19 protein-coding genes and 1 riboswitch are annotated in these 23,116 nt (G+C 50.7%); of the genes, 17 read left to right on the top strand and 2 right to left on the bottom strand.

Going from position 1 to position 23,116, the window contains the following annotated elements:
- Entirely contained in the window at positions 1 to 903 is a 903-nt protein-coding gene (locus SATMO3_RS25230; protein ID WP_371372874.1) for a uroporphyrinogen decarboxylase family protein, read from the top strand.
- 304 nt (positions 904 to 1,207) lie between these two features.
- On the opposite strand, the gene SATMO3_RS25225 is transcribed toward SATMO3_RS25230, so the two are convergent.
- On the bottom strand, positions 1,208 to 3,244 hold the full coding sequence (locus SATMO3_RS25225) for a methyl-accepting chemotaxis protein (protein WP_371372872.1): 2,037 nt from the start codon (positions 3,242 to 3,244) through the stop codon (positions 1,208 to 1,210).
- Between the two features lie 114 nt (positions 3,245 to 3,358).
- Positions 3,359 to 3,443, bottom strand: a riboswitch (cyclic di-GMP riboswitch).
- Between the two features lie 298 nt (positions 3,444 to 3,741).
- On the opposite strand from SATMO3_RS25225, the gene SATMO3_RS25220 reads away from it, so the two are divergent.
- Entirely contained in the window at positions 3,742 to 5,082 is a 1,341-nt protein-coding gene (locus SATMO3_RS25220) for a UbiD family decarboxylase (protein WP_371372870.1), read from the top strand.
- A gap of 8 nt (positions 5,083 to 5,090) precedes the next feature.
- Positions 5,091 to 5,642, top strand: coding sequence for a UbiX family flavin prenyltransferase (locus SATMO3_RS25215; RefSeq protein ID WP_371372868.1), 552 nt, complete (start codon positions 5,091 to 5,093; stop codon positions 5,640 to 5,642).
- A 199-nt stretch (positions 5,643 to 5,841) separates the two neighbouring features.
- Here the strand turns inward: SATMO3_RS25215 and SATMO3_RS25210 are convergent, their stop codons facing one another.
- The gene (locus SATMO3_RS25210; RefSeq protein WP_371372866.1) at positions 5,842 to 6,771 is read right to left on the bottom strand and encodes a LysR family transcriptional regulator; all 930 of its coding nucleotides are present in this window, start codon (positions 6,769 to 6,771) and stop codon (positions 5,842 to 5,844) included.
- Between the two features lie 371 nt (positions 6,772 to 7,142).
- On the opposite strand from SATMO3_RS25210, the gene SATMO3_RS25205 reads away from it, so the two are divergent.
- The 14 genes from SATMO3_RS25205 to SATMO3_RS25140 all read left to right on the top strand — a co-directional run bounded on the left by SATMO3_RS25205 (position 7,143) and on the right by SATMO3_RS25140 (position 23,114).
- Entirely contained in the window at positions 7,143 to 8,534 is a 1,392-nt protein-coding gene (locus SATMO3_RS25205; protein ID WP_371372864.1) for a sodium:solute symporter family protein, read from the top strand.
- 35 nt (positions 8,535 to 8,569) lie between these two features.
- Positions 8,570 to 9,568: a hydroxyacid dehydrogenase gene (locus SATMO3_RS25200; RefSeq protein WP_371372862.1), complete on the top strand. Its 999-nt coding sequence runs from the start codon at positions 8,570 to 8,572 to the stop codon at positions 9,566 to 9,568.
- A gap of 21 nt (positions 9,569 to 9,589) precedes the next feature.
- Positions 9,590 to 10,645: an Ldh family oxidoreductase gene (locus SATMO3_RS25195; RefSeq protein ID WP_371372860.1), complete on the top strand. Its 1,056-nt coding sequence runs from the start codon at positions 9,590 to 9,592 to the stop codon at positions 10,643 to 10,645.
- Positions 10,646 to 10,677: 32 nt separating this feature from the next.
- Positions 10,678 to 12,111 carry an acetate--CoA ligase family protein gene (locus tag SATMO3_RS25190; RefSeq protein ID WP_371372858.1) on the top strand — a complete coding sequence of 478 codons (1,434 nt, stop codon included), beginning with the start codon at positions 10,678 to 10,680 and terminating at the stop codon, positions 12,109 to 12,111.
- A gap of 25 nt (positions 12,112 to 12,136) precedes the next feature.
- Positions 12,137 to 12,829 carry an acetate--CoA ligase family protein gene (locus SATMO3_RS25185; protein WP_371372857.1) on the top strand — a complete coding sequence of 231 codons (693 nt, stop codon included), beginning with the start codon at positions 12,137 to 12,139 and terminating at the stop codon, positions 12,827 to 12,829.
- Positions 12,830 to 12,860: 31 nt separating this feature from the next.
- Entirely contained in the window at positions 12,861 to 13,751 is an 891-nt protein-coding gene (locus SATMO3_RS25180) for a 2-oxoacid:acceptor oxidoreductase family protein (protein WP_371372855.1), read from the top strand.
- Positions 13,751 to 14,926, top strand: a complete 1,176-nt coding sequence (locus tag SATMO3_RS25175) for a hypothetical protein (RefSeq protein ID WP_371372853.1) — start codon at positions 13,751 to 13,753, stop codon at positions 14,924 to 14,926. Before SATMO3_RS25180 ends, SATMO3_RS25175 begins: the two co-directional genes overlap by 1 nt.
- 16 nt (positions 14,927 to 14,942) lie before the next feature.
- Positions 14,943 to 16,196: an NAD(P)/FAD-dependent oxidoreductase gene (locus SATMO3_RS25170; RefSeq protein ID WP_371372851.1), complete on the top strand. Its 1,254-nt coding sequence runs from the start codon at positions 14,943 to 14,945 to the stop codon at positions 16,194 to 16,196.
- Between the two features lie 20 nt (positions 16,197 to 16,216).
- Positions 16,217 to 17,494, top strand: coding sequence for a thiamine pyrophosphate-dependent enzyme (locus SATMO3_RS25165; RefSeq protein ID WP_371372849.1), 1,278 nt, complete (start codon positions 16,217 to 16,219; stop codon positions 17,492 to 17,494).
- A 758-nt stretch (positions 17,495 to 18,252) separates the two neighbouring features.
- The gene (locus SATMO3_RS25160) at positions 18,253 to 19,701 is read left to right on the top strand and encodes a trimethylamine methyltransferase family protein (protein ID WP_371372847.1); all 1,449 of its coding nucleotides are present in this window, start codon (positions 18,253 to 18,255) and stop codon (positions 19,699 to 19,701) included.
- Between the two features lie 56 nt (positions 19,702 to 19,757).
- Positions 19,758 to 20,024, top strand: a complete 267-nt coding sequence (locus SATMO3_RS25155; RefSeq protein ID WP_371372845.1) for a hypothetical protein — start codon at positions 19,758 to 19,760, stop codon at positions 20,022 to 20,024.
- Positions 20,024 to 21,547: a sodium:solute symporter gene (locus SATMO3_RS25150; RefSeq protein WP_371372843.1), complete on the top strand. Its 1,524-nt coding sequence runs from the start codon at positions 20,024 to 20,026 to the stop codon at positions 21,545 to 21,547. Before SATMO3_RS25155 ends, SATMO3_RS25150 begins: the two co-directional genes overlap by 1 nt.
- A gap of 24 nt (positions 21,548 to 21,571) precedes the next feature.
- Positions 21,572 to 22,207, top strand: a complete 636-nt coding sequence (locus SATMO3_RS25145) for a cobalamin-dependent protein (protein ID WP_371372841.1) — start codon at positions 21,572 to 21,574, stop codon at positions 22,205 to 22,207.
- 109 nt (positions 22,208 to 22,316) lie between these two features.
- Positions 22,317 to 23,114, top strand: a complete 798-nt coding sequence (locus SATMO3_RS25140) for a methyltetrahydrofolate cobalamin methyltransferase (RefSeq protein ID WP_371372839.1) — start codon at positions 22,317 to 22,319, stop codon at positions 23,112 to 23,114.
- The last annotated feature ends 2 nt before the right edge of the window (positions 23,115 to 23,116 follow it).

The following is a 23,116-nucleotide window of genomic DNA, read 5'->3' as shown; positions in this document are numbered from 1 at the left end:
ATGGACCAGCGAACGAGAATCAGGGCGGCAATAAACCGCTTGCCTGCAGATCAGATTCCCTGTGCGGAACTGGTTATAACCGACGAAATTATCCGGGCCTTGTGCGGCCAACCGGTTATCGAGTTTGACCATCGCCTGGAATTTGTCCAAACCATGGGGCTGGATGCCATCTGCCTGCATCCTTGCGCTCCTTTATCGCCCCAGGAAAGTTTGGTGCAAGGGGAACTGGTATTTAACGATTTGCCCGGATGGATTGAGAGTGATTTATTCACTTTCGCCGTCCTGGACGGGCCTGTTGGCTGGAGCGGCAAACTCTTAAGCTTTGAGGACATGATGCGCAATCTGGTGCGCGGCAACAGTGAAATGGCGGCTATCGTCGCGGCTGTTGAGAAGCTTAACTTAGCTGCCATGGAACGACTGGCCGGCGGTGGGGTTAACGGGATATTGCTGGCAGATGACATTGCCTTTAATCAAGGGGTTATAGCCCGTCCGGCTTTGCTGCGCTCCTTGTTGTTTCCGTCATATGCCCGCCAGGTTGAGTATGCCAAAAAGTTGGGCTTGCCGATTTTCTTTCATTCGGACGGCAATCTGACGGCAGTGCTGGATGATATTGTGGCTGCCGGTTTCGACGGTCTGCAGTGTATTGAAAAACTGGCCGGCATGGATATCGGCGACATAAAAAGCCGATATGGACACAAATTATGCCTGTGGGGAAACCTGGATCCGGCTGAATTGCTAAGTACACGCAGTTCAGCTGAACTTGCCAGCCATGTTGAACAGATTATCCGGGACGGCGGCAGCGGCGGCGGACTGATCTTCGGGACTAGCAGCGGTCTTTTTGACAGAATGAATCTGGATAGTATCAGGACAGTATATAAGGTGGCAAAAAGTACTGTGATTTAAACCGAAAATGGAATCTACTACAGATCCTATTTTATCCTGTGGCTAACCGCTCTAAGACTCCCCCTTCTGTAAGTGGGAGTAAGAGCGGATAAGTTCCAGGATAAGGGCAACTTAGCTTCAGATGGGGTTAAAGCCCCATCTGAAGCTAAGTTTACTTTATTATGAGACACGTGAAGAAATGGCCGGAGCCCGTCATGGGCTCCGGCCATTTGTATTTCGGCTTTTAGCTAGAGGTTACCTATTTTTGATTGGGTCGCGTCCGGCAACGTACATATTCGTGCCACGTTATTCAGGCGGCAGTGAATTAAACTTTGAAGGTTGCCACTGATGACTGAAGTTCAGAAGCTATTTGTGCCAAAGCCTGGCTGGAAGAGGCAATCTCCTGCATAGATGCTGATTGCTCTTCTGTCGCTGCTGAAACGGTCTGCGCCTCGGCGGCGTTTTCCCTGCTGATGCTATCCACCTGCCGGACAGCGGAAACCATAGCGTGGCTGCCGGCCGCAAGCTGGTCGATAAATTCGGTTATATTCTGGATTTGTGAAGAAAGTTGTTCGACAGCATCGGCAATTGTCTTAAAGGTGTTTCCGGCTGTTACAACTACTTCAATACCTGTTTGTACTCCATTGGTATTATTTTGCGTAACAGCGATGGCCTGAGTCATGTCAGTTTCATTCTTTTGGATAAGGCTGGCAATTTTTTGTGCCGCCTGGTTGGATTCTTCCGCCAGCTTGCGGACTTCTTCGGCGACAACTGCAAAGCCGCGGCCTGCTTCTCCGGCTCTGGCAGCCTCTATGGCGGCGTTGAGCGCCAACAGATTGGTTTGTCCGGCTATTGCGGAAATCAGGGTAACAATTTCGCCGATTTCGCGCGAGCCTTGTGCAAGATTGCCAATGGTTTTTTGGATTTCTTCAGATTCTGTCCCGATAATTTTCATTTGATCGCTGACTTTGTTAATCGCCTTTCGTCCTAGTTCCGCGGACTCGGCTGTATCACCGGCGATACGCGTGATCTGTCTGCCGGTTGTTGCAATTTGCTCGATGCTTGCTGACATTTGGTCTACAACGGAAGACATGTTGGTTACTGCAGTTGCTTGTTGATCTGAACCTGCGGCGATATGGGTGATGGAATCAGCCACTTGGTTGGCGGCGTTGGCCGATTGCTGCGCGCTGGCGGTTAGTTCTTCACTGGAAGCTGCCACCGTTTCCGCCTTGGATTGTACTTTTTCGACCAGATTGCGCAGTTTGCCGGCCATTTGCCCGAAAGCCGCCGACAGCTGCCCAATCTCGTCTTTGGAGTGAATCCGGTTTGCACGGTGTCTTAGGTCGCCCTCGGCCAGCAGGAGTGCTTCATCCCGGATTTGGACGATTGGCCGGGTAAACCGGATACTGATATATACCACAAGTAAAGCTCCGAGCAGTATGCAGATGACGGCTGCCATAATCAAAATTGTGCTCAGTGTTGCCACGGCGCGGGTCGCTTCGGTTTCTGGCGCGGTTACGATCATAAGCCAGCGCTGACCGCCGGGAAGATCGATCGGTGTAAAAACACTCAGCAGAGATGTATTGGTAAGCGTATAGGTTCCCCGTACCTGCGTTCCGGTCTCACCGGCAGCCTTAAACAGTGTAATCAAGCGCTCATCCAGTTCGCCGCTGCCCAGATTAAGCTCAGGGTTGATTTTTTTATCCAGCATGTTTAATTTTCCGACAAACTCCGGTTTAGCGCCATGCGCGAGGATCATGCCTAAATCGTCGGCAATCATACCATAGCCGCTGTCCAGAAAGCTAAGGTCTTTGACAACGGCGTTCAATTTGGTGAGTGGAACGGTGCCTACCAACACGCCGTTTAGTTTACCGTTATCCAGTACTGGTACCGAAACAGTAACCGACAGCAAGCCTGTGGCTTTTAAAATCATGGGGTCCGATATGACAGGTTTTTGTGTCTGGACTACTTTTTTGAAATAATCGCGGTCGCCCAGGTATACAGTGTCGCCGGCGGCACGTATAGAATTGCCGTCAGAAAAAACAAAGTTGAAGCCCTGAAACCTTTCGTTGCGTTTTAACGCTTCCGCCATGGCGGTGACGATTTGCTGCCGGTCGTTGCCGCTCCGGACATAGGGATTATTGGCTAAGTCCTGAAGATATATGACCAGTTCATGGATGGAAGCCTGAACGCGCTGGGAGTAATCAGTGCCGATTGCCGCCGCCGTCTCATCGATACTTTTGGAAAGTGATTGTTTGGCGAAGTAATAGCTCAGTCCGGTTAAGAGACTTAGCGATACTACCATGAGCGTAAGGATAATGATCAGCAGACGGACGCGAATACTAGATAAATTAACTTTCAAGATATTTACCTCCCGTATACTTAAGCTTATAGTGCGTACATAATCTTATTTCGCAAGATTATGCAGAAAAATGACATCAATCTATAGACAGACTGATGTCACAAATTCACAGTTAAATGCAACTTGGCAGTCAATAGATTATATCTTTAGACCCATAGCTTTGCGTCCTTATCTTTCGATAAGTTTGCCAATATGTATATTTTTTTGTAAACCAATGTCATTTTTTATAATCTTATTATTTTTCTTACAATTATGCAAGGCCGGTAGATATACTTTTAACCTATATAATCTATAGGTATACCGCTATATTTGCTTTGACGCAAAATAACCACATAGGATAAACCTATATAATTTATAAACATTATAGTATTAGATCTATGCGCTCCTTTATGATATAACTTGATTAAAAGATTAAAAATGCTGAATATACTGAAAAACGAACACTGTATTCCTGACGTTGCCCTTGCGCTTAGTAATTTAAAAAAGGAGCGATCAATATGGTTTGTACGTCACTACGGGACTGGCTGGCCTTTCTGGAGCAAGAGACCTATTTGAAAACGGTGACAAAAAAAGTTAACCTACAACACGAGCTGGCTGCCCTCGGTAAAAAGGCGGATGGCAAATATGCATTAAAATTCACCAACACTGGCAGGGACATGCCTGTTGTCACCGGCTTTGCCGGGAATCGGGCTTTGATGGCTAAAGCAATGGGGGTTGAAGTTGAAAAAGCGGCAGAGCATTTTTCCTGGGCGCAAACCAACCCTCTGGACTGCACTCTTGTCGGTAAAGACAAGGCGCCGGTGAAAGAATGCATTACCTTTGATGTGGACCTTGCCAAGCTGCCGATACCTGTGCATCATGAAAAAGACAGCGGTGCGTACATTACAGCGGCGCTCCTGATCGCCAAAGACCCGGAGACCGGCGCGCGCAATGTTGCCATTCACCGGCTGCAGGTTACCGGACCTAACCGTCTCGGTGTTTTAATTTTGCCCCGCCATCTGGCCCACTTTTATCAAAAAGCCGAAGCCCAGGGGAAACCCCTTGAAATTGCCCTGGCCATCGGTGTTGATCCTATTCTCCTGTTAGCCTCACAGGCTTTGGCGCCGCTGGGTTTTGATGAGTTTACCATTGCTTCGCGTTTATACGGAAAACCGCTAGAACTGGTACAATGTGAAACGGTGGATTTGGAAGTGCCTGCCCAGGCTGAAATTGTCCTGGAAGGACGCCTGCTACCCGGAGTACGGGAAATGGAAGGACCTTTTGGCGAATATCCCAAATATTATGGTCCTGCCTCTTTAAAGCCTGTTATTGAGCTGACGGCGATGACTACCCGGCAAGCTCCGATTTTTCATACCATCGTGCCGGCAACTATGGAGCATTGCTTATTGGGAGCCATCCCCCGGGAAGGCGGGATGCTGCAGCTTATTCGCAATACCGTCCCAACGACGCTTGGCGTGCACTTAACGCCAGGCGGGACTTGCCGTTACCATGCAGTCATTAAAATAGACAAGAAACAGGAAGGCGAAGCTAAAAATGCCATGTTCGCCGCTTTTAGCAGCAGTCATGAAATCAAGCATGCTGTTGTCGTAGATAAAGATGTCGATATTTTTGACATGGAGGACGTAGAATGGGCTATAGCCACCCGTTCACAGGCCGGGCGCGACGTAATGATCGTTGCGCAGGCCGCAGGCAATATTCTTGACCCTTCGACCGATGAGGGGATTGGCGATAAAATGGGAATTGATGCGACAGTTCCCCTTGCGGCGCCCCAAGACCGCTTTGAACGGATACGCATCCCGGGAGAAGAGGTTCTCAAGCTGGAAGACTATATTAAATAGGGGGCACTATGGGAATCATTGTGGCCATTACAGGCGCAACCGGCGCCATATACGGAGTTCGCCTGCTAGAGTTTCTTAAGCGGCTAACTATTGAATCACACCTGGTTGTCAGCCAATGGGCCATGGAAACCCTGCGGCTGGAAACAGCCTATTCCTTTGCGGAATTACAAACGCTTGTGACTCATGTGTATAATAATAATGAGCTTGGTGCGGCGATTGCCAGCGGTTCCTTTAAAACAGCAGGTATGGTTATTGCGCCTTGCAGTATGAAAACCCTTGCGGCTGTTAGCTGCGGGTTCAGTACCAATCTTATTCTGCGGGCTGCTGATGTCACCGTAAAAGAGGGGCGCAAGCTGATCCTTGTTACCCGTGAAACTCCCCTTAGTTCGATTCATCTGGAAAACATGCTGAGACTTTCCCGGCTAGGCGTGGTAATGATGCCGCCAATGCCGGCCTTTTATAACAAACCTGCCAGTATTGACGACCTCGTTGACCAGCATGCCGGCCGGATTTTGGATCGTTTGGGGATTGAACATAATTTTATCCAGCGCTGGCAGTAATGATTGCCGGTGAGGTTTTCGGGGAAAGCGGCTGTTGACAATCGGCGGCAACAGGCATGCAAATTCATACTGTGCCGGCCCTTCTTAAATATTGCCTTTTTTAGCGTGACGACCGGGCAGCATAAAGGCTAACCCACTAGTGATAGCTGGCGGGTTAGCCTTTTCGTGTAATTGCAAGACTGTGTTTGGTACGTAAGATTCAAACCTGTGTTTTCTTTAATCTCAGTGTTTCCTGCGCTATGGCAATAAACTCCTGAGCTGCCCGCGGCAAATATTTGCCGGCGCGGTAAGCGGCAACCAGCTTGCGGGTAGGTAACGGATCATTCACCGAAAAATAAAGCGGCCGTTCCGACATATTGCTAAATAACACAAAGGTGTCGGGAATAAAGGCCACCCCCACGCCGGCAGCGACAAAAGCATGGGCGGCCTCGGCGCTTTTAGTTTCGAGGATAATTCTCGGCTCAAATCCGGCCTGACGGCAAAGCTCAATAGTGGTCTGATGCAGTCTTTGACCTAAAACAATAAAAGGGTCTTTGTGCAATTCGGTCAGGTCCATTCGTGGCCGGGGATTTTGATCCCAGGTCGCATTGTGTCCTCTTGCCTGCGCGGGGTGATGCGGCGGCAGTGCGAGCACGAGCTCTTCGGAAAGGAGCGGCGTATACGCAAACAAATCTTCCCGTATTGGCAGGGTCATAATGGATAAGTCTGTGGTACCATTGCTAGCGTAGCTTTCGAGTTCAGTAAAATTTGCTTCGATCAGAATGATTTCAATACCGGGAAACTTTTGCTGAAACGCCAGTAGGATACTGGGTAAGATATAAGCGCTTCTAAACGGGGAGATGCCGATGGTAAGCCGGCCTTTCTTCAGTTCGGCAATATCGTCAATTTGCTGGGAGAGCAAGTCTTTTAAATCTAAGATACGCTTAGCTGTTTCCACATACAGTTCACCGGCAAATGTAAGGCGTAAGGGAGAAGACGAACGGTCAAACAATTGAATGCCGAGCCTTTGTTCCAGTTTATGAATAAACTGGCTTAATGACGGCTGAGCAATATATAATTTCTGGGCAGCTTTCGAGAAACTTCTTTCTTCCGCCACTTGTAAAATATATTGCAGTTGTCGGAAATCCATGGCGCAGTCCTCCTTATTCTTCACTATAAGCATATAGGTTAAAACTATAAAAATTATAAACATTATAGTATTAGATCTATTTGTTTATCTATGATATAACAGAAACAGAAGAAAGACAATGCCGAATTTACTGAAAAAAGACAATAAAGAGAATTAAATGTCTATTTATGGCGGCAATTATCATGACTAGCTAATGGTGACTATATTGTGAAAAATATGAACAATGTTCGGTAATGTCGTAAGTGATAAAGGGGGGTGAGATTGGAGGTCGGGGCGGCATTATAGGCTGCTAAGGAGAGTTAAACTAGGTCTTATTAATGATACCTAAAGTGTAATGAAAAAGATAATAACGGATGGATGGTGGTAAACAAATGGACAAGGCATGGATTGTCTTCGGCTGTACGGTAGCTTACATCATCATTACCACAGTGGTCGGCATGTGGTCGGTAAAGACAACAAAGGACACCGACAGTTTTATGACGGCCAAGCACCAAATGAGCGCCTGGGTTGTGGGGATACTGCTTATGTCGGAATTCATCGGCCCTGGTGCCACTGTTGGCACGGCTCAGGGCGGATTTGAAAAAGGCCTGGCGGTTGCCTGGAATTCATCTACCTTAGCTATCGGCTATTGGTTGTACTCCTATTTCCTGGCGCCCAAAATGAATGCGCTTGGTGAATATACCATTTCCGGTGCGCTGGCCAAGCACTATGGCGCAAATGTCAGAATGCTTGTATCGGTGACAATGGCGATTGCCCTGACCACCGTAAACGTGGCCGCATTCACAGGCGGAGCAGCCGCTCTCAGTGCATTGCTCCATGTGTCCATTGAGCAGGCGATTTTTATTATCGCCATCTGCGCCACCCTGAATGTGGCGTTCGGGGGCATTAAAGGAGTAGGCATAGCCAACATTATTCATGCCAGTTTCAAGTATCTTGGATTAATTATTATTGCCGGAACGGCCTGGGTCATGATTCAGGACAAGCCAATCCTGCTTGATAAGATTCCGGCAGCCCATTTTTCTTTAGTCGACGGGGTTGGACTTCCCCAAGTGATCGCCTGGGTAATTGCCAATGTCGGCGCTATTTTTTCCACGCAGTATGTACTGCAGTCCATTAGCTCGCTGCCAAGCCCGGCTGATGCGCGCAAAGCCACGATTATCGCCGGGCTGGCGATCTTTCCGATCGGTTTTATATCGGCTTACATCGGCGTTCTCGCCAGGGGGATTTTCCCCGATATCAAGAGCGTTATGGCGCTGCCGGCTTTTTTTGATCTTATGAATCCCTGGCTTGTCGGCATTTGTGCAGCGGCCATGATTGCCGCCACCTTTGTAACCATTCTGGCCTGCCAGTTAGGGGCAACCGCTTTGATCATGAAAGACTTCTATGTTCCCCTGATGAAACCGAACGACAGGCAGAACATCTGGGCTACCCGGATCATGGCGATTGTTATCGGCTTTTTGCCAATCCCCTTTGCCCTGTTTGTGCCGGGGATGATCAAAACTTTCTTTTTCGCACGGGCCTTGCGGACAGCTATAACCATCTTAGTGCTGTTTATGTTTTATAAGCCGCATATGGCCACCCAGACAGGCGGCATGGTTGCCTTGGTGCTAAGTGTGATAGGTACTGTTGCCTGGATGCTGCTGGACAATCCATGGGGTATTGACAATATTTATATAGCGCTGGTTACGCCGGCAGTAGTAATGTGCATTGACCATTTGATCCGTAAATCCAGGCAAACAGAAAAAGCTGAAGTTGGAAATTAAAAAATCGTAAGGACAGTAATTGGGAGGTGGAGTATATGACAAAAGTTCTGCTGGTTGAGCCCATCCATGAAGCAGGCATAAAAATTTTGCAGCAGGCAGGGCTTGAAGTGGTAGTGTCGCCTTCGGTGGCGACAGAGACACTGGTTAGGCTAGTACAGGACGATGTATTCGGCATCATTGTGCGGACAAGCCCGCTGACCGGCGAGGTGCTGGCGGCGGGCAGGCAACTGAAGATAGTCGGCCGCCACGGCATTGGTGTCAATAACATTGACCTGGAAGCTGCCGACAAGCTGAACATATTGGTTGCCAATGTGCCTGACGCCAATGCGTATTCGGTGGCCGAGTATGTAATTACCGCCGTCATGCTGCTGTCAAGAAGGCTGGTGCCGGGCGATACGGCGCTTAGAGCCGGACAGCTAAACCAACCTGGCGCTTCCCTGCCCGGTCTGGTGAAAAAATTCAGGCTGGGTGGCAATGAATTGCCGGGACGGTGTCTGGGGATTATCGGCCTGGGAAAAATCGGCCTGCAGGTGGCCGCCATGGCTGCCGGGCTCTTACGAATGAAAATATTGGCGTATGATCCGTATCGGACAGAGGCACCGGCAGGAGTAACGCTGGTCGGCAATGTGAATGAGATTTTCCGGCAGGCTGACTTTATTACGCTGAATACCCCGTTAACCAGCGAAACCGAGAATATGATCAATGCGGCTGTCCTGGGAACCATGAAACCGACTGCTTATCTGATCAATGCCGGCAGGGGAGAGCTTATTGACGAACAGGCTCTGGCGAATGCCCTCAAACAGGGAACAATAGCCGGCGCCGCGCTGGATGTTTTCCGGCAGGAGCCGCCCAGTCCCGGCAATCCCCTGTTTAGCGCTCCCAATGTTTTATTGACGCCGCATGTAGCAGGCTCGACTGAGGAAGCTGTCGAAAGGCTGGCCATCGGTGCCGCCCAGGCAGTTGCTGACCGGTTTGGCGGCAGAAAGCCGGCTAACATAGTTAATCCACAGGTATGGGCAAGAATCAAACCGTAGTGACGAGGAGAGTGAATGACAATGACTGTTACCGTTGACAAAGAAAGTGTAAGGATCAGCCCTGAAGATCTCAAAGAAGTGGCAGCCAGGTTGCTCAGTAAGGTCGGTGTGCCGGAGGAACAGGCGTTCAGAGCCGCCGATGTCATGGTCAACGCTGACCTGAAAGGGGTGGAATCCCACGGCGTGCGCTGGCTGGACATCTATCTTAAGCGTATTCAGGCCGGCAGCGTTAATCCTGTTACTGAGCTTAAGGTAATCCGGGAAAAAGCGGGCCTGCTGTTGTTAGACGCGCAAAACGGCCTGGGTCAGGTGGCACTCAGTAAAGGTGTGGAAATGGGCATAGCCAAAGCCCGGACTGCGGGTGTTTGCATCGTGGGTGTACGCAATACGAACCATTGCGGCGCGCTGGGATATTATGCCGAAATGGCCACCAAAGCCAACATGGCCGCCATTGTCATGACCAACGGCACACCGCTGATGGCTCCCTGGGGAGGGGTAACGCCCTGTATTGGCACCAATCCCATTTCCTTTGCCACTCCCGGCGCGGAAGGTCCCGTTATCTTGGATATGGCAACAAGCGCCAGCGCCCGCGGCAAGGTATTTGTCGCTGCGCAGAAAGGCACCCAATTGCCGGACGGTATTGCGCTCAACAAAGCGGGCGAGCCGACCACCGATCCCAAAGAAGCGCTGGAGGGTCTGCTATTGCCGGTTGGTGGCCCCAAAGGCTATGGCTTATCGCTGATCATCGACATTATGGCCGGCATCATGACCGGCTCCAACCACGGACAAAACATAACCTCCCTGTACGGTGATCTGGAAACTGCGCAGCATATTGGCCACTTTGCGATCATTGTCAATATTGATGACTTCCTGCCGCTTACCGACTTTTTTACCGGCATGGAGCAAAGCAGGCGAGAACTCAAGGGCTCCAAGCTGGCCAAGGGCTTTGACCAGATCTTCCTGCCGGGCGAGATTGAAGCCAACACCGTCAGACAGCGTAAGCAGCAGGGGGCGATTATCCCGGTGGCGACCTGGAACATTTTACAGGATTGGCTCAGGAAGCTGAATATACAGTAACAAATTCGACGTAAGCGGGAGGGAGCGAGAAAATGGTGGAACCAGTCACAGCACCGATTAATGATTTTTTTCAACCCCGGGGGATAGCTATCGTTGGCGCTTCAGCCACGCCCGGCAGCCCCAACAACCAGATTCTGCAATTTGCCAGGCAAATGAGTACAACCGGCCAGGTGTATCCGGTCAATCCCACAAAAACTGAAATTGCCGGACTTATCTGCTATCCAAGCTTGCTGGCCATACCTCAGCCGGTTGACCTGGTTGTTCTGGCCGTTGGTCCGCAGAACAGCCTCAGCGTGGCCCGGGAGATAAAGAAGCGGCGTGAAGAAAAAGGCGACGCCGGGGCAGTCGCTGTCGTTACCGCCGGGTTTAAGGAAATGGGAACGGCTGCAGGCGAAGAACTGCAAAATGAGTTGATTACTACCATCAAAATGAGCGGAGCCCGGATTATCGGACCCAACTGCCAGGGCGTGGCCGATACCGTGAGCGGGGTTAACACTACTTTCAGTGTGCCGCCTAACACCCCCCGGGGCGGTGTCACCATCCTCAGTCAAAGCGGCGCGTTTGCCACTTCATTTCTGAGATGGGCCAGAGATCAAAAGCTCGTAGGAGTGAATAAATTTGTCTCCTTAGGCAATATGGCTGATGTGGATTTCCGGGAACTCTTGACCTATATGGCTGATGATGTGAATACGAAGGTTATCTCCATGTACCTGGAAGGTATTAATGATGCCCGTGGCATGTTTGAAATTGCATCTGAGGTTACCAAAAAGAAACCCATTGTCGCCATAAAAGCGGGCAGAACCTCTATGGGAACAAATGTGGCCCAGAGCCATACCGCCTCCATTGCCGGCAACAATGACATTTATGAGGGGGCGTTCCGGCAGGCCGGCATTATCAGAGCACAAAGCGTGGCTGAGTTTTACCATACCTCGCGTGTGTTTGATAAAATGCCGCTGCCTAAAGGCAACCGGATATGCATTCTTACCGTCGTAGGCGGTCCCAGCACCATTTGTGTGGATGAACTGGTTGCCACCGGCGAGGTTACACTGGCGCATCTTAAGGACGAGCTTAAAGAGGAAATTGCCGGACACCTGGCAGCCAGCGCCAATATCGGCAGTCCTGACGGCTATATCGATATGACGGCTTCGGTAACGCCCAAAATGCATGCCGATGTTTTGAAATTATTAATGAACGAGGACGAAATTGACGGTATCATTTTTATGACAACTCCTCCCGGTTTTATCAAGGATGAGGAACTGGCGGCCGCAATCCTGGAGGGGTATCATTCCGTGCCGGCAGACAAGCAGAAGCCGCTGCTGTCCGTAATGCTGGCAGGTAATGCCGTGGCCCAATGCCGGACGATCCTGGAGGAGAATGGACTGCCCACCTTCGAATTCCCGGACGATGCGGCCAGAGTCATGGTAAATATGGTCAGATACAGCGCCTACCGGCAGCGAAACAGCTAATGCAGGGTAGTATAGGAGGTGTAATATGGACTGCCAGGAGATCATAAAAAAAAGCATTGCTGACGGCGATGCCGTTATTCCTGAGCTGGAAGCTCAGAAAATTTGCCGGAATTTCAATATTGCCTGTCCGCCCACGATACTGGCAAAGGGCAAAGAGCAATGCAGCAGCGTGGCGCAGGCTATGGGCTACCCTGTAGTCATCAAAGTATTTTCCCGGCATATTGTCCACAAATCGGATGTGGGCGGTGTAATTACCGGCATTCAGAACGCGGATCAGCTTGATAAAGCCTTTGAACAGCTTATGGACAATGTCAGCAAAAATGCGCCTGGAGCCGAGGTGGAAGGCGTGATTGTTCAGAAGCAAATGCCCAAAGGTGTTGAGGTAGTGGTGGGCGGTTTAAAAAATGATCAGTTTGGCCCGGTTGTCATGTTCGGGCTGGGCGGCATTTATGTGGAAGTTTTTAAGGATGTGTCCTTCCGGCTGGCGCCGCTCAATAAGGATGAAGCCTTGCGACAGGTGAAAGAAACCAAGGTTTATAAATTATTGCAGGGCGTGCGGGGCGAAAAGCCGTGTGATGTGGCGGCCCTGTGCGAAGTGATTGTTAACACGGGACGCCTGCTGGCTGCTTTTCCGGAAATAAAAGAACTGGATTTCAATCCCGTTTTCTGTTATCCGGACGGGTGCACGGTGGTGGACGCCCGGCTTGTTCTCAAATGACAAACAGTAAATGTGCATGGAGGTAATTTATATGGGGGAAATAAGGTTGCATGGCCGGGGTGGACAAGGGACGGTAATCGCTGCCGAGATGCTGGCCAATGCGTTTGTTTTTGGTGGAAAATACGCATCGGTATTCCCGTCGTTTGGAGTAGAGAGAAGGGGGTCGGCGGTTATGGCTTTTGCCCGTTTCGGGGAAAAGCCGATCCGGGAGCGCACCCGTGTGTACCGGCCGGATATTCTCTTGATGTTTGACGAATCGTTAACCGAGGTGGCCGCCAATTACGACGGCTTCAAAAACGGCGGCATGATTATTGCCAATACCAAGCATGAGCAGCATATTATCGACTTACAGGTAAAACAGCAGCTCTTAGCCACGGTGGACGGGGTAGGCATTGCCATGGAGGAGACCGGTACGCCGATTACCAATACCTGTATGCTGGGCGCTTTTGCGCGGGCTACCGGGCTGGTTGTGCTGGACGATCTGAAGCAGGCGATGGAACTTTACTTCACCGGCAGTGTTCTGACAAAAAACATCAGAAGCCTGGAGCGGGGCTATGCAGAGGTCAAGGTAAGCCATTTTGCCAAGCAAGCTGAAGATAAAGCGGCTGACAAGGCGTTTAATATAGAGAATGTCACCATTAAGCCACCCCAACTGACAAGCCCGTTTGAGGCCGCCTGGGACGATGTCGATAAAAAGCTGATAACGGCCCGGACCGGCGAATGGCGGTACAAACAGCCGCAGCCCAATCAGACGGCCTGTAGATTATGCGGCTGGTGCAGCGTTTACTGTCCGGCCGGCAGCATGAAGCTGGGCGAAGACGGTTACTATCATCCCGACCTCAATTACTGTAAAGGCTGCGGCATTTGCGCCAATCAATGTCCGGCGCGCGCCATCATGATGAAAGCGGAGGAGGTTCTGTAATGATTAAAGTACTTACCGGCAATAAGGCTGCGGCCAACGGCGTACTGCTGTCCCGTCCGGATGTGGTTGCCATGTATCCCATAACTCCTCAGACGCCGCTTGCCGAGGAATTAGCCCACTTTCATGCGGAGGGGCAGCTTGACTGCGAAATGGTCGAGGTGGAAGGCGAGCATACGGCCATGAGTGTTATTACCGGCGCCGGTGTGGCCGGCGGCCGGGTCTTTACCGCCACGTCCTCCTGGGGTTTGGCGTATATGAACGAAGCCCTGATGTATTGCGCCGGCATGCGGATACCGGCCGTAATGGTTGATGTTACGAGGGAAACACCCTCTATGCGCGGCGTGGGCGGCGGCCGCCAGGACATTATGAGCATCCGCGACAGCGGCTGGATTCAGATTGAACCGGAAACCTGCCAGGAAATCTTAGACTCGGTCATTATGGCCTATCGTCTGGCCGAAGATCCGGAAGTGTTGCTGCCGGTGGTCGTGGCCTATGATGGTTTTTATCTTTCGCATTTATCGGAACGGGTCGACATTCCTGACCAAAAGGCTGTGGACAAATTCCTGGAACCGGTAAAAAACAGCTCCCGTACCAGTCTGGTTTCCGGGAAAAACCTGCACTTCAGCCCCAGTATTGTGGGTAAAGAGTTTGCCGAATACCGTTATAAGACCATGGAAGCCTTTGAACGGGCCAAAGAAAAAATCGAAGCCATTGAACAAGAGTTCGCCGCCATTTTCGGCCGGCACTATGGCGGTATGGTCGATACGTACCGGAGCGAGGATGCCGAAATCCTGATTCTGACCGCCGGCAGCTGCGCCGGCACGGCCAGAGTTGTCATCGATCAGGCCCGGGAGAAAGGCATCAAAGCCGGCTTGGCCCGGATGAGGGTGTTTCGCCCCTATCCGCGGGAAAGACTGGCCGAGGTGTTTGCCGGTAAGAAAGGTGTGGCGGTTATTGACCGCAGCGTGTGTCTCGGCTGGAATTGCGGCCACCTGCACATGGAGGCCAAAGCTGTTTTAGCCGACATGGTCAATCCGCCCCGGATGGTTGATTTCATTGACGGCTTATGCAATACCGATATTACCGCCGATCATATTGAAAAGGCCCTGTATGTTACAGTTGCCGCCCTCAACGGCAAAGAAACAGCAGAGACAAATTGGTTGATTTGGGATTAAAAAGGAGGTCGCCACGGTGAACTGTAAACATTTGATAATTGGCGCCGGCCCGGCTGCTTTAGCCGCCGCCCAGGCTATCCGCACTAACGATAAAAGCGCAGAAATTACGCTGGTAACCAGAGAAGAAACCCTGCCTTATTCGCCGGCCGTATTACCTTATCTGCTTAGCCAGGAACTTACCGAAACGGAACTGTTCAGCAAAGGACAGGAATTGCTGGCGGCTCTGGATGTAAAGCTGATTCGCGGTAAAGAGGTGACGACCCTTTTGCATGAAACCAGCGAAGTCAGATTTAGTGACGGCACCCGCGCGGCCTATGACAAACTGCTGATTGCCAGCGGTGCCCGACCGCAAGTACCACCTATAGAGCATTTGGCACCGGATCAAATCTATACCTTTAGAACCTACGCCGATTTTGCCAGACTGCAGAAAACATTGGAGAAAAAACAAACTATTGCTATTTACGGAGCGGGGCTGGTGGCGGTTGAAGCGGCCGAAAAATTGTGCGAGGCCGGACATAAAGTAATTATTATCGCCAGAAGTTCGCTGTTGAGAAAATACTTCAGTTCAAATCATGTCAGCGTGCTTGAACAGGCGTTTCAGAAGCATGGTGCAACCATACTGGCCAATACGACGCTTAACGCGGTGAAACTGACCGGCAATCAGCTTGAACTGGTTATAAATAGTGGCGACAAGCTGGTTGTTGACCGGCTGATTGTGGCCACCGGCGTGGCTGCCAATTTGGTCGCGAATACAGAGATTCCGGTTGTAGAGGGCGGCCTGCAGGTGAATCACCATATGCAAACTAATCTGCCTAATGTGTACGCAGCCGGTGACGTTGCCGCCGCCCCGTCCTTCTTTGACGGGCGGCACGCTCCCTGCCCTATTCTGCCTGAGGCTGTTTTCCAGGGAACTGTGGCGGGAGCCAATATGGCGGGTAAAAAAATGGAATACGCCGGCTGGATTCCCGGCAACTATCTTCGCTGCTTTGATGAAAATCTGTTTAGTATCGGCCTTACTGGTCCGCAAGCCGAGGCTGGTTATCAGACATTGGAAAAACAGTCAGGCAACACATCCCTGAAACTGCTATTTCAGGATGAGTATCTGGTGGGGTCCGAAGCGCTTAACCTCAAAAACATTCATCCCGGTGTGTTCCTCAATTTGATCAGAAACCGGATTCCTGTGCGGCAATACCAGGAACTATTGCTGGCCAAACCGAGGGAAACCGCCTGCTGGATAATGCTGAGACAAGGTAAACAAAAGGCGGTTTAAGCGTAAAGGAGGAAAGAAAAATGCTAAATAATACCCTTGTGGTTCGAGATATTAACTGCCCGCCCGCATGCACTCTCTGCGTGGAAGCCTGCAGCAGCAGGACTGCGGCTGTGTCAGAACCTGTCATTGAGAAAATTGACTTGCCTGAACAGGACTTTCATTCGGTGTTAACCTGCAACCAGTGCAGTCAGCCGGAGTGTCTCAGCGTTTGTCCCACCGGGGCTGTAAGCCGGTCCGTCAGTGGTACGGTGACGCTGGACGCTACGCGGTGTGTAGGCTGCAGCCTGTGTAATCTGGTATGTCCTTACGGCGGGATTTTCCCGAAAAAAGCTGAGCACAAATCGGAGAAATGTGACAACTGCGGTGATAACCCAGAATGCAGCAAAGCTTGCCCGCATGCTATTCTATCCTATGACAAAGCCGGAGTTGTGGCCGAGCAAATGGGTGAAGACCTGCTGTCGCCCGGTTTGCCCTATTGCGCCGGCTGCGGCATGGAACTGGTGGACAGGCATGCCCTGCGGATACTGGGCAAGGATGTTGTACTGTTTGGCGCTCCAAGCTGCAATGTCTTAAGTTCCAAAGCAAAAGTGCCCTATTACGGCACGCTTATGACTCAGGTGGCGTCAAGCGCCACCGGCGTATCCCGCTATTTCCGGCATATCGGCAAGGATACCATTTGTCTCGCCATCATCGGCGACGGGGCAACGGCCGATCTTGGCTTCGGGCAGTTGTCGGCGGCGGCCGAAAGAGGCGAGCGGATACTCTATATCTGTTATGACAACGAAGCGTACATGAATACCGGCATTCAAAGAAGCAGCACGACCCCGTTCGGCAGCTGGACGAATACCACCCAGGTTGGCAGCCGGGGCCGGGGGCGGCAGGGAACCCCTAAGAATGTGCCGCTGCTTATGGCCTACCACGGAATCAAATATACGGCAACAGCCACACTGGCTTATCCGGAGGATTTTATGCGCAAGCTGATAAAAGCCAAAGAAGCGGTTAAAGAAGGGATGGCTTACATTCACGTACTGGCGCCGTGTCCTACCGGCTGGAAATTCGATCCCAGCCGCGTTGTCGAGGTAACCAGAGCGGCGGTCGCAACCAATTACTTTCCTCTGTGGGAAGCGGAAAATGGCCAAATAACGCTGACTCATAAGGTGGAGCAGCCTGAGCCCATAGAAAACTTTACCCGGATGATGAAGCGTTTCGCCCATCTCTCCGCGGAGGAACTCAGTTACTTGCAAGGCTATGTAAACCATGCCTTTGCCCAGGTCCGGCGGATTGCCGTCGACAGCTAGCAGGCCAACAACTTCCGTTACATAAATTATTTATAAAGGCGAAGTCGTCCCAAATTCTGGGACGACTTCGCCTTTAATCAGATAATTCTTTCAAGGATGAAAGAATCTTTCACTCCTGAAAGGATTGCTATTGCCTGATTCTGCCTGATTGCTTATAATATATTCCTGAAACTCTTTCAATATTGAAAGCTATTCATTGGTGAATACGGTTAGCAGCCGCTGGGCAAAACGGGCAGCGGGTTGCTAAGCGTATTTTTTATTTCAGGAGTAATGATGTTTTTTGTATACGATAGAACAGTATTTAGCTGGCTGCTGAAAAAAAATATTGTCAAAACAGCGAGTTAGCAATAATTTGTTTACCATACAAAAACAAATTATTTGAAATTTAAGTTATTGGCAGGCTGATTAAGGTTTTAATGTATTTTCAAAAAAGAAGACAAAAGAATCCTACAGGGACTGTATTACATAAAAATTGCTTACTAAAGTATGATTTTTTTATACTAAGCCGGTGGGTGTACACCTTATTTACTATGAATACAGAGTGTCTGTATAACGGATTACAAGCCGGCATACCGGAATTGCCCATTATTGTCGGGAGGCAGCAAGAGTTGGCATGAATATTGCTTTATAGAGGTGTATCAAAAGGCATTTATTCTTGCAAGCAAAATTATTGTAGAGGGAGGTAACCTGCATCGACTGCTTGCCGCTAAAGCGCGGCCAAGTAAGGCTGACACAACTATTTTGAGGAGGGTATTCTTATGGCGAAATCACTGAACACCAAAATTCTGACTGCCAATGAGCTTGAATTTCTGAAAGAAAAGGTTGAGACGCTGCTGTCGGCCAAAGGCGTAAAAATCGACCATCCGCAGGCCATGGAGGCTCTAAGAAATGGCGGCGCCGAGGTGGACACGGCAACCGGTCTGGTGAAGTTTCCCAAGACGGTTATTGACAAAGCCTTGCAAAGTGTCCCGAAAACATTTACCCTGGCGGCGCCTGATCCCCAATATGATCTCACTTTTCCTCATCCTGACGGCGCTTTCTATACCCGGACCTGTACCGGCGGCATGAATTATTTAACAGCCGGCGGCGAGTATCATAATGTTACCATTGCAGAAGTTGCCGAGTGGAGCAAATTGATCAACTCTTTACCGCACATTGATTTTTGCGCACTGCCGTCCACCTCCGGCAAATCGGTTCCCGGCGAAGCTATCGACATTCATACGCTTAGAACCATGCTGGAACATAGTAAAAAACATATTTGGGTACAGCCTTATGAGGCTGCTAATGTTAAGTACCTGCTGGAACTGGCGGCGGCCCGGGCAGGCGGTAAAGAAGAACTGAAGAAGCGGCCGATTATCAGCTTTATAACCTGTTCGGTGCCTCCTTTCCAATATAAATATATGGACATGGAAGCACTTTACCAAAGCTGCCTGTACGGGGTCCCCATCCAGCCTTGTTCCTTGCCGGCCGCCGGCGCCAATGCGCCGGTTACCCCGCAGGGCATAGCGCTGCTGGCTTCGACCGAAGTTATGGCCCAGATCATAATGGCCCAATTGATTGCGCCCGGTTTGCCGGTTATTGCCACACCGCTGCTATTTGCCATGGACATGCTGACAACCTATACGCTGCAGTCGCCAATTGAAACCACAATGGGCAGAATGGTGGCCATGCAGTTGTTTGAAGATGGCTATAATATCCCTGCTCACAGCTACGGTACCGGCACCGACAGTTTCCTTTTGGACGGCCAGTGCATGGCCGAAAGAACATCCCTGGCCCATATGCTGGCTTTAGCCGGGGCTTCAGTGCTGGGCGGCGCCGGACAGCTGGAGGTTGCCAAGACCATCAGCCCGCTGCAGCTCATCATTGACAACGATATTTTCGCTATGACCAAAAAACTGCTGAGGGGGTTGGAAATCAACGAGGATATGCTGGCCTGGAATGAAGTTATGGAATTGACCGGCAAAGAATCTTTTGTCGATATGGATCATACCTTCGAGCATTTCCGCGATTCACTCCGGCTGCCTACCTTTAACCGTGATTCACGGCCAAACTGGGTAAAAGCCGGTAGCAAAGACATGCTGGCGCGGGCCAAAGACGTTTACCAGAACATCATGTCAACGTATGAACCAAGCGCCGTACCTGCAGAAGTCCTGCGAAACATGGATGAAATCGTGCAGCAGGCTGACAAACAGCTGATAACCAAATAGCTAATGAACCGTTTGGATACTCTTCCTGGATTGGCGGATCAAAAGGAGGGACATATATGGAGAAACCTTATAAGAAAACAGAAAAATGGTGGCTGGGGCTGACAATATTATTTTATGCCCTGTATAACCTGCCGGGAGTTCCTGTCTATGGTGATTCCAACGCTGCCTTGTGGCACGGCCTGCTGACGATTGTTCCTCTGTGGGTCGTTGTTTACGGCGGTATGGCGGTGCTTAGCAAGCAACGGCACCTCAGGCGCGTGCCGGCGCAGAGCGAGGAACCTGCTGTTTCCAAGCAGGACAACCATTGTAAGGAGGCGATGTAATGTTAACCGCTTCTACAACCTGGGCGCTCTATATTATCTACATGGGTGCGCTGATTGCTTTTGGGGTATATACCTGGTGGCAGGAAAAGAATAAATCGGCCCGGCATTTTTATACGGCCGGCAACACGATAAACTGGTTTGTACTGTGCATGACGTATATCGCCGCGCTCATGAGCACCTGGGTGTTCTTTGCCGGACCGGGCGGCTACTATCGCGGCGGGTTTGGCTATTTTATGTCGGAACTGAGCTATATTCCATTGTTTCCCGTTCTTACCTATTTTGTGATGAACAAGGTATGGCTATTAAATACGCAGAGGAATTACACGACCCAGGCCGATATCTTTGTGGACCGTTTCCGGAGCCCCGCGCTGCGCCTGGTGTTGGCCCTTGTGTTCTTCTGCGTGTCCATGCCGTATGCCGCCGCGATTTATATCGCCTGCGGCAAGGCGGCCGCCGTGGCCACGCATGGAGCTATAACAGAGTCCAGCGCTGTAATCTTTGTTGGTCTGACAGCCCTCTTGTTTATTCCGTTCGGCGGCGTAAAATCAGTCGCCTGGGCGGCGACGGTACAGGCCTGGATCTTTATGGCGGCCCTGTGGTCCATCGGGATCGCCGCCATAGCCTATGGATTCGGCGGCGATTTATTCTCTGCCGTGGCTAATGTCTGGCAAGGTACCAATTCATGGTTTTCGTATCCCGGACCGGAACATTGGGTGCCATATTCGGCCCGTTTCGGCTATCCGATTGCCTGTGCGATCGGCTGGACGATCATGCTGCCTGACGTTTTCATCCGGGCCGGCTATTTTGGCAAAGATATGGCCGGACAGCGCCGGCTGATGTTCTTTCAACCCGTTTTGCAGGTTATTGTCTGGTCCGGCACCATGTTTATCGGCTTTACGGCCATTGCACTGGTGCCAGGCTTAAAAGGCGCTGAAACCGAACTGGTCATTCCCATGCTGATTACCAAAATTATTTCGCCGCAGGCGGCCAGTTTTGCCGCCGTTCTTATGGCGGTATTTGTCTGGGGCACGCTGGCTAAAGGTTTGTCGGCGGCAACGTCCCACCTGTTGGTGGCCGGTTCCATCATTTCGGAAGATATCCTTAACAGATTGTTAAAACTGAATGTCGGTCCCAATGTGCATATCACCATTGCCCGTCTGGCGGTTGTGGCCTTGGGGCTGGCGGCTTTATGGCTGGCGCTCAATCCGCCGGATTTGATGTGGACGCTGATTATGTTTGCCATCGCCCTGGTTATGCCGATATTCCCGGTACTGGTTGCGGCTCTGTACTGGCGGCGGGCCACGGCGCCGGCGGCGCTGGTAGCTTCGGTCGCAGGCGTTATCGGCGTAATTCTTACCTATCAGTATGGCCTGGGGGACAGCTGGTACGGTGTATTCGGCATGCTGGCTTCAGCTGTGCTGATGGTAGTCGTCAGTTATATGACCAAAGAGACGGATAAAGCAGTACTGGATGAATTCTACGGCGCTTTGGCCAAGGCGGAAGCTATCTACTATGAAGATTAACTATATTTCAGGAGGAATGTAACTATGAGTGATTTTTTAGCATTGGCACAGGCTGTATATAAAGGCGATATCAAAGGGGTTAAAGCTCTTACCCAGAATCTGATCGACAGCGGCGCCGCTGCCGATGATATTATCAATAAAGGTTTGCTTGGCGGCATGGATATTATTGCGCCAAAATTTAAGGCCGGGGAAATGTTTGTGCCGGAAGTATTGCGGTCAGCCAAAGCACTGGGCGGCGGTATGGAACTTCTCCAGCCGCTTTTGGGCGGCGACGCCGCTGGCAAACAGGCAGCTACTTTTGTTATCGGTACGGTAGTCGGCGATTTGCATGATATTGGCAAAAACTTAGTTAGATTGATTTTGGAAAGCGCCGCATTTAAAGTGATTGACCTCGGGGTCGATGTACCGGTGCAGAAATTTATTGACGCTATCAAGGAGCACAAACCCCAGTTCCTTGGTTTAACAGCGCTGTTGACTACAACCATGATGGCCATTAAGGAAACCATCGACGCTATTGAAGCTGCCGGCCTGCGGGACAGTGTAAAGATTTTGATTGGCGGCGCGCCCATTTCCCAGGAATTTGCCGACGAAGTCAAAGCCGACGCGTATTGCGCCGATGCCATCGCTGCCAAGGAAATTGCCACGCAAATGCTGGCTTAAAAGCAGGGTAACGCAACAGGAAGTTCAGGCAGCCGGAAAATTTGAATGGTTTCCGGCTGCCGGATTTTTACGACAGGAATAAAGAGCAATTACAGCAGGAGGAATCATCATGATCATTATTGGTGAGTTGATTAATACCAGCCGTAAGGAGATTAGCGATGCTGTTGACAATAGGGACGCTGCGTGCATTCAAAGGGTGGCGGCTGCCCAGATGGAGGCGGGTGCTACCTATTTGGACGTAAACTGCGGCAATAAAGTGCACAATGAAGTAGAAATTATGGCTTGGCTGGTCAATACCATTCAGGAAGCCGTCGAGGCGCCGCTATGTATTGACAGTCCCAATCCCAAGGCGCTGGAAGCCGGACTGAAACTGGCCAAGTACGGTCAGCCGATGATTAACTCGATTACTGATGAACAAGACAGATTTACGGAAGTGCTGCCGTTAGTGCTGGCTTACGAGGCCAAAATTGTAGCACTGTGCATGGATGACAATGGTATGCCCAATACTGCCGCCGACCGGATGAAAGTGGTCGGCAGTCTGTATGCCAAGCTGACCGAAGCTGGCGTTCCCGCCGGGAATATTCATTTCGACCCGCTGGTAAAACCGGTCAGCGTTGTAAGCGGGGCGGGCATCGAAGTGTTAGAGACCATTAAACTAATTAAGGAACAATATCCTAAGGTTCATTTTGCCTGTGGCCTGAGCAACATTTCCTTCGGCCTGCCATACCGTAAGATTTTAAACCGGATGTTTGTTGTACAGACCATGACCCTGGGTATGGACGGCTATATCTTAAATCCGACCGATAAGGGGATGATGGGGGTTATTTACGCGGCTAAAGCCCTCTTAGACCAGGACGAGTATTGCGGGGATTATTTAACGGCTTATCGTGACGGTTTGTTCGAATAGCC

Origin of the sequence: Sporomusa aerivorans (assembly GCF_041428895.1) — a bacterium.
GTDB classification, from domain to species: Bacteria; Bacillota; Negativicutes; order Sporomusales; family Sporomusaceae; genus Sporomusa; species Sporomusa aerivorans.
The sequence above is the reverse complement of the archived record's forward strand: the minus strand, read 5'-3'. Positions and strand labels throughout refer to the sequence as shown.

What these genes read in the sequence shown, in the direction of transcription:
- SATMO3_RS25230 (WP_371372874.1), top strand. Translation starts at nt 1, where the DNA reads ATGGACCAGCGAACGAGAATCAGGGCGGCAATAAACCGCTTGCCTGCA.
- SATMO3_RS25220 (WP_371372870.1), top strand. Translation starts at nt 3,742, where the DNA reads ATGGTTTGTACGTCACTACGGGACTGGCTGGCCTTTCTGGAGCAAGAG.
- SATMO3_RS25215 (WP_371372868.1), top strand. Translation starts at nt 5,091, where the DNA reads ATGGGAATCATTGTGGCCATTACAGGCGCAACCGGCGCCATATACGGA.
- SATMO3_RS25210 (WP_371372866.1), bottom strand. Translation starts at nt 6,771, where the DNA reads ATGGATTTCCGACAACTGCAATATATTTTACAAGTGGCGGAAGAAAGA.
- SATMO3_RS25205 (WP_371372864.1), top strand. Translation starts at nt 7,143, where the DNA reads ATGGACAAGGCATGGATTGTCTTCGGCTGTACGGTAGCTTACATCATC.
- SATMO3_RS25200 (WP_371372862.1), top strand. Translation starts at nt 8,570, where the DNA reads ATGACAAAAGTTCTGCTGGTTGAGCCCATCCATGAAGCAGGCATAAAA.
- SATMO3_RS25195 (WP_371372860.1), top strand. Translation starts at nt 9,590, where the DNA reads ATGACTGTTACCGTTGACAAAGAAAGTGTAAGGATCAGCCCTGAAGAT.
- SATMO3_RS25190 (WP_371372858.1), top strand. Translation starts at nt 10,678, where the DNA reads ATGGTGGAACCAGTCACAGCACCGATTAATGATTTTTTTCAACCCCGG.
- SATMO3_RS25185 (WP_371372857.1), top strand. Translation starts at nt 12,137, where the DNA reads ATGGACTGCCAGGAGATCATAAAAAAAAGCATTGCTGACGGCGATGCC.
- SATMO3_RS25180 (WP_371372855.1), top strand. Translation starts at nt 12,861, where the DNA reads ATGGGGGAAATAAGGTTGCATGGCCGGGGTGGACAAGGGACGGTAATC.
- SATMO3_RS25175 (WP_371372853.1), top strand. Translation starts at nt 13,751, where the DNA reads ATGATTAAAGTACTTACCGGCAATAAGGCTGCGGCCAACGGCGTACTG.
- SATMO3_RS25165 (WP_371372849.1), top strand. Translation starts at nt 16,217, where the DNA reads ATGCTAAATAATACCCTTGTGGTTCGAGATATTAACTGCCCGCCCGCA.
- SATMO3_RS25160 (WP_371372847.1), top strand. Translation starts at nt 18,253, where the DNA reads ATGGCGAAATCACTGAACACCAAAATTCTGACTGCCAATGAGCTTGAA.
- SATMO3_RS25155 (WP_371372845.1), top strand. Translation starts at nt 19,758, where the DNA reads ATGGAGAAACCTTATAAGAAAACAGAAAAATGGTGGCTGGGGCTGACA.
- SATMO3_RS25150 (WP_371372843.1), top strand. Translation starts at nt 20,024, where the DNA reads ATGTTAACCGCTTCTACAACCTGGGCGCTCTATATTATCTACATGGGT.
- SATMO3_RS25145 (WP_371372841.1), top strand. Translation starts at nt 21,572, where the DNA reads ATGAGTGATTTTTTAGCATTGGCACAGGCTGTATATAAAGGCGATATC.
- SATMO3_RS25140 (WP_371372839.1), top strand. Translation starts at nt 22,317, where the DNA reads ATGATCATTATTGGTGAGTTGATTAATACCAGCCGTAAGGAGATTAGC.